This is a genomic window from Polaribacter sp. BM10 (genome assembly GCF_002005425.1).
GTDB lineage: Bacteria > Bacteroidota > Bacteroidia > Flavobacteriales > Flavobacteriaceae > Polaribacter > Polaribacter marinaquae.
The window spans coordinates 1,918,652-1,936,587 of the sequence record NZ_CP019704.1 but is presented as its reverse complement, the minus strand read 5'-3'; the positions used below and the strand labels follow the sequence as shown (position 1 = coordinate 1,936,587).

Annotated in this window: 13 protein-coding genes; 11 read left to right on the top strand and 2 right to left on the bottom strand. The window is 32.7% G+C overall.

What is annotated here, in order from left to right; translation table 11 throughout:
• Position 1 precedes the first annotated feature (1 nt).
• The 3 genes from ilvC to BXQ17_RS08675 all read left to right on the top strand — a co-directional run bounded on the left by ilvC (position 2) and on the right by BXQ17_RS08675 (position 4,549).
• Complete coding sequence (ilvC, locus tag BXQ17_RS08685) at positions 2-1,477, top strand: ketol-acid reductoisomerase (RefSeq protein WP_077810269.1); 1,476 nt, start codon at positions 2-4, stop codon at positions 1,475-1,477.
• Between the two features lie 74 nt (positions 1,478-1,551).
• Complete coding sequence (gene ilvA / locus BXQ17_RS08680) at positions 1,552-2,814, top strand: threonine ammonia-lyase IlvA (RefSeq protein ID WP_077810268.1); 1,263 nt, start codon at positions 1,552-1,554, stop codon at positions 2,812-2,814.
• 142 nt (positions 2,815-2,956) lie between these two features.
• Positions 2,957-4,549 carry an NADP-dependent glyceraldehyde-3-phosphate dehydrogenase gene (locus BXQ17_RS08675; RefSeq protein ID WP_077810267.1) on the top strand — a complete coding sequence of 531 codons (1,593 nt, stop codon included), beginning with the start codon at positions 2,957-2,959 and terminating at the stop codon, positions 4,547-4,549.
• A 58-nt stretch (positions 4,550-4,607) separates the two neighbouring features.
• Here BXQ17_RS08675 and BXQ17_RS08670 read toward each other — a convergent pair whose 3' ends face one another.
• Positions 4,608-5,435, bottom strand: a complete 828-nt coding sequence (locus tag BXQ17_RS08670) for a universal stress protein (RefSeq protein ID WP_077810266.1) — start codon at positions 5,433-5,435, stop codon at positions 4,608-4,610.
• 176 nt (positions 5,436-5,611) lie between these two features.
• Here BXQ17_RS08670 and rimP point away from each other — a divergent pair, with 176 nt between their 5' ends.
• The 3 genes from rimP to infB all read left to right on the top strand — a co-directional run bounded on the left by rimP (position 5,612) and on the right by infB (position 10,259).
• Positions 5,612-6,073 (top strand): ribosome assembly cofactor RimP, encoded by a 462-nt coding sequence (gene rimP, locus BXQ17_RS08665; RefSeq protein WP_077810265.1) that lies wholly within the window; start codon positions 5,612-5,614, stop codon positions 6,071-6,073.
• 12 nt (positions 6,074-6,085) lie between these two features.
• Positions 6,086-7,342 (top strand): transcription termination factor NusA, encoded by a 1,257-nt coding sequence (gene nusA, locus BXQ17_RS08660; RefSeq protein ID WP_077810264.1) that lies wholly within the window; start codon positions 6,086-6,088, stop codon positions 7,340-7,342.
• Between the two features lie 70 nt (positions 7,343-7,412).
• Positions 7,413-10,259 carry a translation initiation factor IF-2 gene (infB, locus tag BXQ17_RS08655; RefSeq protein WP_077810263.1) on the top strand — a complete coding sequence of 949 codons (2,847 nt, stop codon included), beginning with the start codon at positions 7,413-7,415 and terminating at the stop codon, positions 10,257-10,259.
• A gap of 74 nt (positions 10,260-10,333) precedes the next feature.
• Here infB and BXQ17_RS08650 read toward each other — a convergent pair whose 3' ends face one another.
• On the bottom strand, positions 10,334-10,702 hold the full coding sequence (locus BXQ17_RS08650; RefSeq protein WP_077810262.1) for an SPOR domain-containing protein: 369 nt from the start codon (positions 10,700-10,702) through the stop codon (positions 10,334-10,336).
• Positions 10,703-10,901: 199 nt separating this feature from the next.
• Between BXQ17_RS08650 and BXQ17_RS08645 the strand changes: the two genes are divergently transcribed.
• The 5 genes from BXQ17_RS08645 (at position 10,902) to BXQ17_RS08625 (ending at position 17,928) form a co-directional block, all read left to right on the top strand.
• The gene (locus BXQ17_RS08645; protein WP_077810261.1) at positions 10,902-12,203 is read left to right on the top strand and encodes a c-type cytochrome; all 1,302 of its coding nucleotides are present in this window, start codon (positions 10,902-10,904) and stop codon (positions 12,201-12,203) included.
• 87 nt (positions 12,204-12,290) lie between these two features.
• Positions 12,291-15,353 carry a TAT-variant-translocated molybdopterin oxidoreductase gene (locus BXQ17_RS08640; protein ID WP_077810260.1) on the top strand — a complete coding sequence of 1,021 codons (3,063 nt, stop codon included), beginning with the start codon at positions 12,291-12,293 and terminating at the stop codon, positions 15,351-15,353.
• Positions 15,354-15,375: 22 nt separating this feature from the next.
• Positions 15,376-16,839, top strand: coding sequence for an NrfD/PsrC family molybdoenzyme membrane anchor subunit (gene nrfD / locus BXQ17_RS08635; RefSeq protein ID WP_077810259.1), 1,464 nt, complete (start codon positions 15,376-15,378; stop codon positions 16,837-16,839).
• Between the two features lie 2 nt (positions 16,840-16,841).
• On the top strand, positions 16,842-17,369 hold the full coding sequence (locus tag BXQ17_RS08630) for a DUF3341 domain-containing protein (protein ID WP_077810258.1): 528 nt from the start codon (positions 16,842-16,844) through the stop codon (positions 17,367-17,369).
• 10 nt (positions 17,370-17,379) lie between these two features.
• A complete protein-coding gene (locus BXQ17_RS08625; protein WP_231963650.1) occupies positions 17,380-17,928 on the top strand; it encodes a cytochrome c in 549 nt (182 codons plus the stop codon).
• Positions 17,929-17,936: the final 8 nt, after the last annotated feature.

Sequence of the window (17,936 nt, the reverse complement as noted above, 5' to 3'; positions counted from 1 at the left end):
AATGTCAAATTATTTTAACACATTAACATTAAGAGAGAAATTAGAGCAATTAGGAAAATGCCGTTTTATGGAAGCTTCTGAATTTGAAGACGGAGTAGAAGCGTTGAAAGGGAAGAAAATTGTTATTGTAGGTTGTGGAGCACAAGGTTTAAATCAAGGTTTAAATATGAGAGAATCTGGCTTAGACATTTCTTATACTTTAAGACAGGCTGCAATAGATCAAAAAAGACAGTCTTATATCAATGCAACTTCAAATAATTTTGAAGTTGGTAGTTATGAAGAAATGTTACCAACAGCAGATGTGGTAATTAATTTAACACCAGATAAACAACATACAAATGTTGTAAATGCAGTAATGCCTTTAATGAAAAAAGGTGCAACTTTATCGTATTCTCACGGTTTTAATATTGTTGAAGAAGGGATGCAAGTTCGTGAAGATTTAACAGTAATTATGGTGGCGCCAAAATCTCCAGGATCTGAAGTTAGAGAAGAGTATAAAAGAGGATTTGGAGTGCCAACCTTAATAGCAGTGCATCCAGAGAATGATCCAGAGGGAAAAGGTTGGGCACAAGCAAAAGCCTATGCAGTTGCAACAGGTGGTCATAAAGCAGGTGTTTTAGAGTCTTCTTTTGTTGCAGAAGTAAAATCTGATTTAATGGGAGAACAAACTATTTTATGTGGTTTGTTACAAACAGGAGCAATTTTATCTTTTGATAAAATGGTGGCAGAAGGAATTGAACCTGGTTATGCAGGTAAATTAATTCAGTATGGTTGGGAAACTGTAACAGAGGCCTTAAAGCATGGTGGAATTACAAATATGATGGATAGATTGTCTAATCCTGCAAAAGTAGAAGCATTTAGACTTTCTGAAGAATTGAAAGATATAATGCGTCCATTATTCCAAAAGCACATGGATGATATTATGACGGGTCATTTTTCTAAAACTATGATGGAAGATTGGGCAAATGATGACAAGAATCTTTTAACTTGGAGAGCTGCAACAGGAGAAACTGCTTTTGAAAAACAAGTAATTACTTCTGATGAAATTTCAGAACAAGAGTATTTCGATCACGGAACGTTATTAGTTGCTTTTGTAAGATCTGGTGTAGAATTAGCTTTTGAAGCGATGACAGAGTCAGGAATTATTGATGCTTCAGCATATTATGAGTCTTTACATGAAACGCCATTAATTGCAAATACAATTGCAAGAATGAAATTGGCAGAAATGAATCGTGTAATTTCTGATACCGCAGAATATGGATGTTATTTGTTTGATCATGCGTGTAAACCTTTATTAACAGATTTCATGAAAAAGGTTTCAACAAACGTTATTGGTAAATCTTTTAGTTCAGAAAATGGTGTAGATAATATAGAGCTTATTAAAATAAATAAGATTATTAGAAATCATCCTGTAGAAATTGTAGGAGAGCAACTAAGAGCTTCTATGACAGCAATGAAAGTAGTAAAAACTGCCTAAAACGTATGTTTTAAATTTTTATAAAACCTGTCAGGATTTAATACCTGACAGGTTTTTAATTTTACATAAAAATCATGCAACATAAAGATATTTATTATCCGAGTTTAGTGAATATAGAAAAAGCAGCAAGTAATTTACAAGGTGTTGCTTTTGAAACTCCTTTAAGTAAAAATCACAATCTCTCTAAAGAGTTAAATGCTAATATATTATTTAAAAGAGAAGATTTACAAGTAGTACGTTCTTATAAAATTAGAGGTGCTTATAACAAAATGTCTTCTTTAGATATTAAAGAGAAAAAAAACGGAATTGTATGTGCAAGTGCTGGTAACCATGCGCAAGGTGTAGCCTTATCTTGTAAATTATTACAGGTAAAAGGTACTATTTTTATGCCGTCGCCAACACCAAAACAAAAAATTAATCAGGTTAAAATGTTTGGCGAAGATTATATTGATATTGTTATTGAAGGTGATACTTTTGATGATGCTTTTAATGCAGCAAAATTAGAATGTGATGCTAAAAACAAAACATTTATTCATCCTTTTAATGATCAAAAAGTTATTGAGGGACAGGCAACAGTTGGTTTAGAAATTTTAAATCAAGCAAAAGAAAAAATAGATTATGTTTTTGTCCCTATTGGTGGTGGAGGTTTGTCTGCAGGATTGTCATCCGTATTTAAATATCTATCACCAAACACTAAAATAATAGGTGTAGAGCCAGAAGGAGCGCCATCAATGTTAACTTCTATAAGAAATAATAAAAATACTTTTTTAGATAAAATTGATGCTTTTGTAGATGGTGCTGCAGTAAAAAAAGTTGGAGATTTAAACTTTGATATTTGTAATAGAAATTTATCTAAAGTGATTACTGTACCAGAAGGTAAAATTTGTCAAACAATTTTAGATTTGTATAATAAAGATGCTATTGTTGTAGAACCTGCTGGTGCTTTAAGTATTGCTGCGTTAGATTTTTATGCTGATGAAATTAAAGGTAAAAATGTTGTTTGTGTAGTTAGTGGAAGTAATAATGATATCACAAGAACAGCAGAAATAAAAGAAAGAGCATTGTTACATGCTAAATTAAAGCATTATTTTATTGTGAAATTTCCGCAAAGAGCAGGTGCGTTAAAAGAGTTTGTTGCCGAAATTCTTGGTCCTAATGATGATATTACACATTTTGAATATACAAAAAAAACAAACAGAGAAAATGGTGCCGCTGTAGTTGGTTTAGAACTGAAATCATCTTTAGATTTAGAACCTTTAATTCAAAGAATGAAAGATAAAAGCTTTTTTGGAGACTACTTAAATGATAAACCAGATTTGTTTCAGTTTTTAGTTTAAAAGAAACAACTTAAGAGTGAAATACATTTTGGCTTTTCGTTCTAAAAAGAACTGTTTTACACTTATTTTAGTTAATTTTGAACTCTAATTAAAGTAATTTTTTTAGAGCCCTTAATTAGAGATAATTTATAAAATTACATGTATGAACTATACGTTTAAAGAAATACCAAACGAATATAAAATTAATGAGACTTTAAGTCAAGATACTTATTTAATTAACGGAGAATTAAAAAAGTGGAATGGCGATAAAGCTGATGTTTTTTCTACTATTTCATCAACAGAAGAGTACAAACCAACTTTGTTGGGTTCTGTGCCAAATTTATCTGAAAATGAAGCATTAGAAGCCTTAAATGCTGCGTCAAATGCCTATGCAAGAGGGCAAGGTTTGTGGCCAACAATGAAGGTAGAAGGTAGAATTGCTGCTATGGAGAAATTTGTAGCACAAATGAAAACAAAAAGAGAAGAGATTGTTAAGCTTTTAATGTGGGAGATTGGAAAATCTTTACCAGATTCTGAAAAAGAGTTTGATAGGACAATAGAGTATATCTACGATACCATAGAAGATTATAAACAAATGGATAGAGATTCTGCTAAGTTTGAAAAAAATAGCGGAGTACATGCGCATATTAGACGTGGTCCATTAGGGGTTGTTCTTTGTTTAGGGCCTTACAATTATCCTTTAAATGAAACTTTTGCGTTGTTAATTCCTGCTTTAATTATGGGAAATACAACTGTTTTTAAGCCAGCAAAACATGGTGTGTTGTTGTTAACTCCTTTGTTAGAGGCTTTTCAAACAAGTTTTCCTGCTGGTGTAGTAAATATAATTTACGGTAGAGGTAGAACGTTAGTTACTCCAATAATGAAAACTGGTTTAGTAGATGTTTTAGCTTTAATTGGTAATAGTAAGTCTGCAAATGCTATTCAAGCAAATCATCCGCAGAAAAATAGATTGCGTTTAATTTTAGGTTTAGAAGCTAAAAATCCTGGAATTGTTTTGCCAGAAGCAGATTTAGATTTGGCGATTAACGAATGTTTGGCAGGTTCAACTTCTTTTAATGGGCAAAGATGTACTGCTTTAAAAGTATTATATGTTCATGAGGATATTGTTGAAGAGTTTAATAAAAGGTTTGCAGAACGTGTAGATGCTTTAAAGTTTGGTAATCCTTGGGAAGAAGGTGTTAAATTAACTCCGTTGCCAGAACCAGGAAAACCTGCTTACATTCAAGAATTAATTGATGATGCTACTGATAAAGGAGCAAAAGTATTGAATGATAACGGAGGGAAAACATCAGAAAATTACATTTTTCCTGCAGTTTTATACCCGGTTTCTAAAGATTCTAGAGTTTTTGAAGAAGAACAGTTTGGGCCGGTTATACCTATAGTTTCTTTTAAAGATGTGCAAGAGCCTATAGATGATATGGCTGCTTCTAACTACGGACAACAAGTAAGTGTATTTGGTAGCAATGTTAAAACTTTAGCGCCTTTAATTGATACGTTGGTAAATTTGGTTTGTAGGGTTAACTTAAATAGTGCAGCGCAAAGAGGGCCAGATGTGTATCCTTTTACAGGTAGAAAAGATTCTGCTGTTGGTACTTTAAGTGTTCATGATGCTTTGCGTTCTTTTTCTATAAGAACTTTTGTAGCAGCAAAAGATACGGATTATAATAAGGCTATTTTACAAAAAATTTTAGATCAGAAAACTTCTAATTTTATTAGTACAGATTACATATTATAAAACATTAATTTAGATAAAAAAAGCTACTAATTCATAAGGTATTAGTAGCTTTTTTGTTTTAGACTTTAACTGTAAACATCGGTTTTAAAGCTTTTTTAGATAAGTTTTTGGTAACGCTTCCTGTAAAAAGGTGAGATATACCACTTCTACCGTGAGTGCTTAAAGCTATTAAGTCTGCTTTTTTCTCTTTTGCATAATTAAGAATTCCTTTTTCTACAGAAACATCGTTGTATATGTTTATTGTGTGTTTAGGTAGATTGTGATCTTTTATAAAAGTTTTTACTTTCTCTTTTGCATTAAATGTGCTTTCAAATTGAGAAGGTGTGTTAATTTTTAAAAGATGAATTTTACTATTAAAAGCATTTGCAAAATTGAGGAATTTACTAAAAACCTCTTTGTTTTCTTCTTTAAAATTCGAAGCAAAAACTAAGTTTTTTAGTTTAATTTTCGCATCATCTTTTTTAACAACAATTACAGGGGTTTTAGAGCTTCTAACAACTTTTTCTGTATTTGAGCCAATCATTATTTCTTCAAATTCAGAATGACCTTTAGATCCCATTATAATTAAATCTGCGTTAATTTTTTCTGCATATTTTTTAATACCATCAAAAGGATTACTTAATTTAATAAAGTATTCTACATTCATTTCGTCAGTAAAAAAAGTGTTTTTAAAAGCTATTATTTTTTCTTTTGTTTTTCGAAGATATAACATGCTTTCTGGAATGCTAAATTTACTACCAGACCCCATGTCTATAACACCTGTAGGTAATTCTATGAGGTGAATTAAAAAAATTGAAGCACTCGTTTTTTTAGCAATTTTAGCGGCCATTTTAGCTGCATATTCAGACGGTTTTGAAAAATCTATTGGGACTAAAATTTTTTTCATGATATAGAATTTAAAATTAGAAAAGAGCGTGTATCTAAAGTTACGAAAAAATTTTGAATTCGACTTGGTTTGGTAAATCGTAAACTATTCGTATATTTGCACCGAAATTTATAGTAAATGAAGAAGGAAGGGGACTCAAAAGTCCCCTCTTTTTATACTTTATTTTAAGGTTTAAGATGGAGCAAGAAAAAATAAAAGACTTAGTAGAAGAGGCGTTGGCAAGTAATGACTCGTTGTATTTAATAGATTTATCTATTTCTGCAAACAACAAGATACAAGTTGTAGTTGATGGTGATCAAGGTGTTCCATTAAGCGAATGTATAAGAATTAGTAAAAATATAGATGGTAATTTAGATAGAGAAGAAGAAGATTTCTCTTTAGAAGTAACCACGCCCGATATTGCTCATCCACTAAAGGTGAAAAGGCAATATCTTAAAAATATTAATAGAATTCTTAAGGTAAAAACAGCAGAAGAAGAGTTTGAAGGAACTTTAACAGATGCAACAGAAGACAACATTGTCTTACAATGGAAGGCAAGAGAACCAAAACCAATTGGTAAAGGAAAAGTTACGGTACAAAAAACAGTAACATTAGAGTATAAGGAGATTAAAGAAGCAAAAGTGAAAATTGTATTTTAAGCAAAAGATGTAATGGAGAATATAGCATTAATTGATTCGTTTTCAGAATTTAAAGATAATAAAAGTATAGACAGAGTAACACTTATGTCTATTTTAGAAGAAGTGTTTAGAGCTACTTTAAAACGAAAGTTTGGGTCTGATGATAATTTTGATATTATTATCAATCCAGATAAAGGAGATTTAGAGATTTGGAGAAATAGAGTGGTGGTTGCAGATGGTTTTTCTGAAGATGATAACGAAGAAATAGAATTAGCAGAAGCAAGATTAATCGAGCCAGATTTTGAGATCGGAGAAGATGTATCTGAAGAAGTTAAGTTGGTAGATTTAGGTAGAAGAGCAATTTTAGCATTACGCCAAAACCTAATTTCTAAAATCTATGAACACGATAGCACTAATATCTTTAAACAGTTCAAAGATTTAGAAGGCGATTTATATAGTGCAGAAGTGCATCATATTAGACACAATGCAATTATTTTGTTAGATGATGAAGGTAACGAGATTGTATTACCAAAAAGCGAACAAATACGTTCAGATTTCTTTAGAAAAGGAGATTCTGTAAGAGGAGTAATTAAAGCAGTAGAATTAAGAGGTAATAAACCTGCAATAATTCTATCTAGAACTTCTCCGGCTTTTTTAACAAAATTATTTGAACAAGAAATTCCAGAAGTATTTGATGGTTTAATTACTGTTGAAGGTGTAGCAAGAATACCAGGAGAAAAAGCAAAGGTAGCAGTAGATTCTTATGATGATAGAATCGATCCTGTTGGAGCTTGTGTTGGTGTTAAAGGTTCTAGAATACATGGTATAGTTCGTGAGTTAGGTAATGAAAACATTGATGTAATCAATTACACTAAAAACGAACAATTATTTATCTCTAGAGCATTAAGTCCTGCAAAAGTGACTTCAATGGAAATTGAAATGTACGAAGAAGAGAAAAATGGTAAAAAAGGTCGTGTAAACGTACTTTTAAAGCCAGAAGAGGTATCTAAAGCAATTGGTCGAGGTGGTGTTAATATTCGTTTAGCGAGTGAATTAACAGGTTACGAAATAGATGTTAAGAGAGAAGGTCTTGAAGAGGAAGACGTAGAATTAACAGAATTTAGTGATGAAATCGAAGCTTGGGTAATAAAAGAATTTAAAAACATTGGTTTAGATACTGCAAGAAGCGTATTAGAAACAAGTGTACAAGAATTAGTTAAGAGAACTGATTTAGAAGAAGAAACTATTTTAGACGTTCAAAGAATTCTAAAAGAAGAATTTGAAGATTAGTTTGTGAAATAGTGAAAGAGTAATCGTAAAAAAGTATATTTTTACAAAATTAAAGGCTAAAAAATAATATATGTCTGAAGGCAAAACAACGAGGCTTAATAAAGTTTTAAGAGAATTAAATATCTCTCTAGATAGAGCAGTAGAATATTTAGCAGATAAAGGTCATGAAATAGAATCAAGACCAACTACTAAAATTTCTGGTGAGATCTATCAAGTGCTCCTAGATGGTTTCCAAACAGATGCTAGCAAAAAAGCTGCGTCTAAGGAAGTTGGTGAAGAGAAGCGTAAAGAGAAAGAAGCTATTCGTGCAGAACTAGAAGCTAAGCAAGAGAGAAAAAGAGCAGAAGACGCTAAAAAAGAAGAAGTTCTTAAAGCTAAAGCCGAAAAACTAGAGTTTAAAACTGTTGGTAAAATTGATATTGATAATATTGGTAAGCCTGCAGCAAAAAAACAAGAAGTAGAAGCTAAAGAAGAAGCACCTAAAGCTGAAGCTCCAAAAGTTGAAAAGCCAACGGAAGTTGAAAAGCCAAAAGAAGAAGTAAAAAAGGAAACTGAACCTATTGCTAAACCATCAGAAGATAAAAAAGTCGTTAAAGAGGTAAAGGTAGATAAGCCTATTTCTTTAGTTGAAAAAGAAGCTTCTAAGGTTGCTAAAAAAGCAGAAGGTAAAAAGGATGCTACAAAAACTTCAGAAAAAACTGAAGAAGTAACTCCAGAAAATGCTGAAGCTATTAAAACTCAGTATAAGAAGTTAGAAGGACCAAACTTTACAGGTAAGAAAATTGATTTAAAGCAATTTGAAAAACCTAAGAAGAAGAAACCAGAAGCTAAAAAGGACGCATCTTCAGATCCAAGAAAAAAGCGTAAGCGTATTGTAAACAAAGCTGGTGGTAATACTGGTAACAGAACTCAAGGAAACAGAGGTCCGGGTAATAGAGGTCCAGGAAACAATAGAGGCTCTTTCAATAAAGGTAGAGGTAACAATAGACCAGCTGCTGTTAAGAAAGAAGAACCAACAGAAGCAGATATCCAAAAGCAGGTTAGAGAAACTCTTGAAAAACTTCAAGGGAAATCATCTAAAGGTAAAGGAGCTAAATATCGTAGAAATAAAAGAGATGCTCGTAGAGAGCAGTCTGAAGCAGAACAAGAAGCACAGGCATTAGACAATAAAGTTTTAAAAGTAACAGAATTTGTTACGGTAAGTGAAGTTGCAACTATGATGGACGTGCCTGTTACTAATATTATTTCATCTTGTATGATGTTAGGAATGATGGTAACAATGAATCAGCGTTTAGATGCAGAGACTCTTGTTATTGTTGCTGAAGAATTCAATTATAAAGTAGAATTTATTGGTGCAGAAGTAGAAGAATCAATCGAAGAAGTTGTAGATAAGCCTGAAGACTTAATTAATCGTGCGCCAATTATTACAGTAATGGGGCACGTAGATCATGGTAAAACATCTTTATTAGATTATATTAGAAAAGCAAATATTGTAGACGGAGAAAGTGGAGGAATTACACAGCATATAGGTGCTTATTCTGTTAATGTTGGTGATGAAAAAATAGCTTTCTTAGACACACCTGGTCACGAAGCCTTTACGGCAATGCGTGCACGTGGGGCGCAAGTAACGGATTTAGTAATTATTGTTGCTGCAGCCGATGATGATGTAATGCCACAGACAAAAGAGGCAATTTCTCATGCACAAGCAGCAGGAGTGCCAATTATATTTGCGATTAACAAAATTGATAAGCCAAACGCTAATCCAGATAATGTAAAGACACAATTATCTGCAATGAATTTGTTGATAGAAGAATGGGGTGGAAGTATTCAGTCTCAAGATATATCAGCAAAAACAGGTCAAGGTATTGAAGAGTTGTTAGAAAAGGTTTTATTAGAAGCGGAGATTTTAGAATTGAAAGCAAACCCTAATAAAAATGCAGTTGGTACTGTTGTAGAAGCGCAGTTAGATAAAGGTAGAGGTTACGTAACAACTATTTTAGTGCAGGCTGGTACTTTAAAAATTGGAGATTATATTCTTGCAGGTAAAAACAGTGGTAAAGTTAAAGCCATGTTTGATGATAAAGGAAGAAAGTTAAATGAAGCAGGTCCTTCAACTCCAGTATCAATTTTAGGTTTAGACGGTGCGCCACAAGCGGGTGATAAGTTTAACGTATTTGAAGATGAAAGAGAAGCTAAACAAATAGCATCTAAAAGATCTCAATTACAACGTGAGCAATCAGTAAGAACTCAGAAAACATTAACGCTAGATGAAATCGGACGTAGAATTGCGTTAGGAGACTTTAAAGAATTAAATATTATCTTAAAAGGTGATGTTGATGGTTCTGTAGAAGCTTTAACAGATTCTTTCCAGAAATTATCTACAGAAGAGATACAAGTAAATATTTTACACAAAGGTGTTGGTGCTATTACAGAAAGTGATGTTTTATTAGCAACAGCCTCAGATGCAATTATTGTAGGATTTAATGTGCGTCCGCAAGGAAACGCAAGAATGGTAGCAGATAGAGAAGAAGTAGATATTAGAACATACTCTATTATTTATGATGCTATTAATGATCTTAAAGATGCAATGGAAGGAATGTTGTCTCCTGAAATGAAAGAAGAAGTTACAGGTAACGTCGAAATTAGAGAAGTTTATAAGATTTCTAAAGTAGGTAACATTGCAGGTTGTATGGTTATGTCTGGTAAGATTTATAGAGACTCTCAAATTAGAATTATTAGAGATGGAATTGTTGTGCATGACGGAGCATTAACTTCTTTAAAACGTTTTAAAGATGATGTTAAAGAAGTAGCTAAAGGTTACGATTGTGGTCTTCAGGTTAAGAATTACAATGATATTGTAGAAGGTGATGTAATTGAAGCTTACAAAGAAGTAGCAGTAAAAAAGAAGTTAAAATAATCTGATTTTAACCAAATATAAAAGCCGAAATTCTTCATTGAATTTCGGCTTTCTTTTTCTGATATTTTAGATATTTATTTTTTCATAGGTACTACAATTGTACCAGAAAATTCCTTTTTAAATATCAAATTAGCTCTATCTGCTTCTAGTTTTGTTTTGTAGTTACCAACTTGCACTTTCCAGTCTGGCTTGTTGTATACAAGCTTCGTGTAAACTCTAGGGTAAAGAACTTTAAAACGTGCTTGTTTAGACCTAGCAGTTCGTTCATTTCCGTAATAAATTTGAATGCTGTAACCAAAACCATTAGACTTATTATAACTTCTTTTCTTTTCTAGTAAATTAGTTACTTCTTTGTCTTTTTTAGTTGAGTTTTGAGCGTTTAAAGTACCAATACTAGTGAATAAACAGAACAAAAATATCTTTAAAAACAGTGTGTTTTTCATAATCTTAAATGTTTCTGCAAAAATAACGACTTGCTAAAGAATAAATTGAGTCTTTTCCTTATTTAGAACTATTATAAATTGATATTTAACATTCTATTAGCTTTTCAAAATTTAGCAATATGTAGTACTTTTGTTGAACTGTTCAAAATGTGTTTTTTGAACGAATTTATACACAATACTAAAATTATAGTTTGTAAATATGAAAAGTGTAACATTGCATAGTAGACTAAACTCTGTACTTCTAAAAAGTCTTACATTACTTTTGTTTTTTGCCTTTAGCGCATCAACTTATTCGCAAGATGTTGATGAGGCTCGTCAGAAAGAAGGTAGAAAATTATTTAAATCTTTATGTGCTTCTTGTCATAAGTTGGATAAGAAATTAGTTGGGCCAGCTTTAGGTGGTGTAGAGGAGCGTAGAGAGAATTCTTGGTTAAAATCTTGGATTAAAAACAATGCTGAATTTCAAAAAGTTAATGCAGATGCTGCAGAAGCTGCGCAGTATAGTGCAACTGCAATGAATGCATTTCCTCAATTAACTGATGAAAATATTGATAATATTTTATATTACACAACTGTTGGTGATATAAAAAATGCTGCAGCTCCTGCTCCAGGAGGTGCTACAACTCAGGTGTTAGAAAAAAGTGGCGCGCCAGATTGGTTGATTTATTTCTTAGCGGCAGCAATTGTTGTGGCGTTTTTAATGATCGCAAGTTTGTTAAAACAGGTTAGTGAGTTAAAAGGAAATAAGAAATCGGGTGTAGAGTCTAATTTAAGAAGAGATTTACAAGAGCTTTGGGTTGGTGTTAAAGAAAATACTTTCTTAAAAGTTTTAGGTACTATTTTAGTTTTATTGATTGGTGCTTACGTTGTTTTCGGTACAATGTTTAAAGTTGGTGTAGATCAAGGTTATCAGCCAATTCAGCCAATTGCATTTTCGCACAAGATTCACGCAGGTGAAAACAAAATAGATTGCCAATATTGTCACTCTTCGGCAAAACATAGTAAGCATTCAGGGATTCCTTCTGTTAATGTTTGTATGAACTGTCATAAAGGTATTTCAGAAGTTGCTGAAGGAACTGAGATTCAGTGGAACGGTCAGACTTATGGTAAAGAGCAATTAGATCAAGAGATTGCTAAAGTTTATAAAGCTGCAGGATGGGATCCAGATGAATTGGCTTATACAGGAGAGGAAAAGCCGGTAAAATGGATTAGAATTCATAATCTTCCAGATTTTGCTTATTACAATCATGCTCAACACGTAACTGTTGCTGGTGTTAAATGTCAAAAATGTCATGGTCCTGTAGAAGAAATGGATGAGATGTATCAATATTCTCCATTAACAATGGGATGGTGTATTGATTGTCATAGAGAGACGAATGTAGATTTAAAAGGAAATGAGTATTACGAAAAAATTCATGATCAGTTAGCTAAGAAATATGGTGTAGATAAAGTAACTATATCTCAGTTAGGCGGTTTAGAATGTGGTAAATGTCATTACTAAACAAAGAATTAAAGATTCAAAATTAAAAGAGGAAAAAAGTTGTTGATCAATTTTATAATCTTTCAATCATTAAATAAAAAAGTATAAATGGCTTCAAACAAAAAATACTGGAAAAGTGTTGAAGAACTAAAAGATAGTTCTGTTGTTGAAACGCTGAGTAAAAATGAATTTGTAGAGAATATTCCTACAGATGATTTTTTAGGAGATAAAGAAACATTAGAGGCGTCTTCTACTTCTCGTAGAGATTTCTTAAAGTATGTTGGCTTTACTACAGCGGCAGCTTCATTAGCAGCTTGTGAAGGACCGGTTGTTAAATCGATTCCTTATGTTGTTAAACCAAATGATATTATTGCTGGTGTAGCAGATTGGTACGCTACTTCTATGGCAGATGGTTATGATTTTGCGAATATCTTAGTAAAAACTCGTGAAGGTAGACCAATTCAAATAATGCCTAATAAAGAAGCAAACGGAACAACTAGTGCTAGAGTACAAGCTTCTGTTCTTTCTTTATATGATGAGAAGTTACGTTTGAAAGAACCTACAAAAGCTCAAGCAGTTATTTCATGGGCTGAAGCAGATAAAGAAATAGGTCAAAAATTAAATAGTCTTAAAGAAGGAGGTAAGCAAGTTGTTTTGTTAACAGGATCGATGGCTAGCCCTTCTACAGATAAAGTTATAAGTGAGTTCTTAACTACATATCCTAACGCTAAGCATGTTGTTTATGATGCTGTTTCAGAATCAGCAGCAGCAGATGCTTTTGAGAAAATGTATGGTAGAAGAGCTTTGCCAAATTATAAGCTTCAAAATGCTGAAACAATAGTTTCTTTTGGTGCAGATTTCTTAGGAGATTTTCATGGTGGATTTGAGAAAGCTTACATTGATGGTAGAAAACCAGAAACAGGTAAAATGTCTTACCATGTTCAGGTAGAAAGTAATATGTCTTTAAGTGGTGCCAATGCAGATAAGCGTTTGGTAGCTAAACCTTCTGATGTTGTTTTTTCATTGTTAAATCTTTATAAAGAGTTAACAGGGAATTCAGTAGCGTCTAATAGTACTCCTATTGATGCTGAAATTAAGAAATTAGCAAAAACATTAAAAAAGGCTGGTTCTAAAGGTGTTGTAATGACAGGTGTTAACGATGTTAATGCTCAATTGATTTCTTTAGCAATCAATCAATATTTAAGTAGTGAGATTTTAGATGCTAAAAACTCTTTAAATATCCGTAAAGGTAATTTTAAGGATGTAGAAGCATTAGTTTCTGATATGAAATCAGGTAAAGTTGGTGGTTTATTAGTTGTTAATGTAGATCCTGCTTATACTTTGCCAAATTCAAATGAGTTTACAAACTCATTAAGTAAAGTCGATTTAAAGGTTTCGTTGTCTGTAGAAAACAATGCTACAACAAATGCAATGGAATATGCATTGCCTGCACCACATTTCTTAGAGTCTTGGGGTGATACTCAGTTTTCTGAAGAAAACTTCGGTTTAATGCAACCTACAATTCAACCTTTATTTAACACGCGTCAGGTACAAGATACTTTATTAAAATGGTCTGGTAGTTCTACTTCTTACTATGATTTCTTAAAGTCATTTTGGTCTGATAATGTTTTAGGTGGTTCGTCTTGGAATAAAGCTTTACATAATGGTTATTTCAGTAAAGCTGTTGATGCTAGTTCTGTATCTGAATTTGTCTCAGAAGTTTCTATATCAGAAGTTGCATCAAACTTAAAAAAGAGTACAAAGGCTTCAGAAATGGAGTTAAACTTATATACTAAAACAGGTTTAGGAGACGGTAAACAAGCAAATAATCCTTGGTTACAAGAATTCCCTGATCCAATCACAAGAGCTTCTTGGGATAACTACTTAACAATGTCTATAGCAGATGCTAAAGTGTTGGGTTTTGAAAATCCTGTTAAAGATAACGGAGCAATTAATGGAGATTACGCAAAAGTAACCGTAAACGGTGAAGAAGTTGTAGTTCCTGTAATGATTCAACCAGGACAAGCAAAAGGTTCTGTAGGTTTATCCTTAGGTTTTGGTAAAACATTCGGTTTAAAAGACGAAATGAAAGTTGGTGTTAACGCTTATCCTTTATACAAAGGAGGTAATAACATTCAATATAATGTTTCTATAGAAAAAGTATCTGGAACTCATAAGTTTGCATGTACTCAAGTACAGAAAACAATTGCAGGACGTCACGATATTTTAAAAGTTACTTCATTAAAAGATTACAAGAATGTAGATCCAAAAGATCATCATCATGGATGGAACAAGCCAGCTTATGTATCTTATGATCATAAAGAAGTAGAAGCAAATACAATAGATTTATGGGATGAACACAACAGAGAAGTTGGTCATCACTTTAATTTATCTATAGATTTAACTTCTTGTACAGGTTGTGGGGCATGTGTCGTAGCATGTCATGCAGAAAATAATGTACCAGTAGTTGGTAAAAATGAAGTAAGAGTTGGTAGAGATATGCATTGGTTGCGTATTGATAGATATTATTCTTCTGAAGTTGAAACTAGAGAAGAAGCAAAAGAATTAGGATTAAGTAGAGGAGCTACTTATGAGGCTTTAGAAACTGAAGCAGAAAATCCAGAAGTTACTTTTCAACCAATGATGTGTCAGCACTGTAATCACGCTCCTTGTGAAACTGTATGTCCAGTAGCAGCGACATCACATGGTCGTCAAGGTCAAAATCAAATGGCGTATAACAGATGTGTTGGTACAAGATATTGTGCAAACAACTGTCCTTATAGAGTTCGTAGATTTAACTGGTTTAATTATGCAAATAATAACGAGTTTGATTTCAATATGAACAACGAGTATGGTAAGATGGTTTTAAATCCTGATGTTGTAGTCCGTTCTAGAGGAGTTATGGAGAAATGTTCTATGTGTATTCAAATGACACAAGCAACAATTCTTAAAGCTAAAAAAGAAGGTCGTAAGGTAAATGTTGATGAATTTGAAACGGCTTGTTCTTCTGCCTGTACTACAGGAGCAATGGTTTTTGGTGATGTTAATAACAAAGAAGATAAAGTAGCTGCATTAGCAGAAGATAAAAGAGCTTATAACGTATTAGATTACCTTCAAACGAAGCCAAATGTAATCTATCAAGTTAAAGTAAGAAACACAAACGAAGCGTAATTAATTTTTAAGATATAAAAACATGTCTCATTACGAAGCACCCATAAGGGAACCTTTAGTATTAGGTGATAAAAGTTACCACGATATTACCGAAGACATTGCAAAACCTATCGAAGGTAAAGCAAATAAGAATTGGTATATAGCATTTTATATTTCTTTAGCAGCAATGTTATGGGGATTTGGATGTATTTTCTACACAGTAGGAACAGGAATTGGAGTTTGGGGATTGAGCAAGAACATTGGATGGGCTTGGGATATTACTAACTTCGTTTGGTGGGTAGGTATTGGTCACGCAGGAACATTAATTTCTGCAGTACTTTTATTATTCCGTCAAAAATGGAGAATGGCGATTAACCGTTCTGCAGAAGCAATGACAATTTTTGCTGTATTTCAAGCAGGATTGTTTCCAATTATTCACATGGGTAGACCATGGAATGCATTTTGGGTTTTACCAATCCCGAATCAGTTTGGTTCTTTGTGGGTAAACTTTAACTCACCATTGTTATGGGATGTATTTGCAATTTCTACATATTTATCTGTATCCTTAGTTTTCTGGTGGACAGGTTTATTACCAGATTTTGCAATGATAAGAGACAGAGCTGTTAAGCCTTTTCAGAAGAAAATATATGCTTTATTATCTTTTGGTTGGTCTGGTAGAGCAAAAGATTGGCAACGTTTTGAAGAAGTTTCTTTAGTACTTGCAGGTTTAGCTACGCCTTTGGTATTATCTGTACACACTATTGTATCAATGGATTTTGCTACATCGATCAATCCAGGTTGGCACTCAACAATTTTCCCTCCTTATTTCGTTGCCGGAGCAATCTTTTCAGGATTCGCAATGGTGCAAACGTTATTAGGTATTATGAGAAAAGTTACTAATCTAGAAGATTACATTACTCGTATGCACGTAGAGTATATGAATATTGTAATCATCTTAACAGGTGGTATTGTAGCTGTAGCTTATGCAACAGAATTTTTTATTGCATGGTATACAGGTTCTCCTTATGAAAACTATACATATTTATCTGTAGGTGCTGCAACAGGACCTTATGCTTGGGCATTCTATTCTTTATTATTCTTTAACATTTTAACTCCTCAGTTATTATGGTTTAAGAAAATTAGAAGAAGCTTTATATGGACTTTCGTAATCTCAATATTTATTAATATTGGTATGTGGTTCGAGCGTTTTGATATTATTGCGATTGTATTAAGTAAAGGACATTTACCTTCTACTTGGTGGCGTTTCGAACCAACTTTTGTAGATGTTGGTATCTTTATCGGAACAATTGGATTTTTCTTTGTATTATTCTTATTATATGCGAGAACTTTCCCTGTAATAGCACAAGCAGAAGTAAAAACGATATTAAAGTCTTCAGGTGAATTTTACAAGAAGAGAAGCGAACAAGGTATTCCTACTAAACCAGCAATTGTAGTTAACAATACAGCTGTTAAAAAGGAAAACTTAGATAACAATATAAACGAATAAATATGGAAGCTAATAAAGTTATTCATGCATTTTATACGGATGATGAAGTTTTAGTTGATGCAGTTAAAGCTGTTAAAGCAGAACACCATCATATCGAAGAAGTATTTTGTCCATTTCCTGTTCATGGTCTAGACAAAGCTATGGGATTAGCACCAACAAGGTTAGCTATTACAGCTTTCTTTTATGGTATTACTGGATTAGGAGTTGCAATTTGGTTAACAAATTATATAATGATTCAAGATTGGCCTCAAGATATAGGTGGTAAACCAAGTTTTTCATGGTTTGAGAACATGCCAGCTTTTGTACCAATTATGTTCGAATTAACGGTCTTTTTTGCTGCCCATTTAATGGTAATTACTTTTTATATGAGAAGTAGAATTTGGCCATTTAAAGAAGCAGAAAATCCAGATCCAAGAACTACAGATGATCATTTTTTAATGGAAATACCTGTACATAATAATGAGGAAGCTTTAACTTCTTTATTGGCTAAAACAGGAGCTGTAGAAATTAATGTAGTAGATAAGCACTAATAAATAGATAATGAAGAATTTAAAATTAATTATCGGTTTAATGGTTTTTACAAGTATTATTTCTTGTAACGACAATAAGAATAGACAAGTTCAATACATGCCAGACATGTATGAATCTATACCTTACAATGCAGACGGCGAAGAAAGTGTTAACGGTAATGTTGTAAACAGCAAACCTGTTGCAGGTACAATTCCAAGAGGCGGAGCACCAGCATATGATGTGCCTGATACTATTGAAGGATACGATACAGCTAAGGTTGATGTTAAATCTCCATTAGAAAAAAATGACGAGAACTTAGAAAATGGTAAAGCAATGTATACCATTTATTGTGTTTCTTGTCATGGTAAGAAAGGAGACGGTCAGGGTTACTTAGCAACTTCAGAAAAATTTGCAGGTGTACCAAATTATAAAGATAGAGATATTACAGAAGGAAGCATTTATCATGTACTTATGCACGGTAAAGGTTTGATGGGATCTCATTCTTCTCAATTGACTTATAAAGAGCGTTGGCAAATTGTTCAATACGTAGAAGTTTTACGTGCAGATTTGTTAAAATAAAATACAAA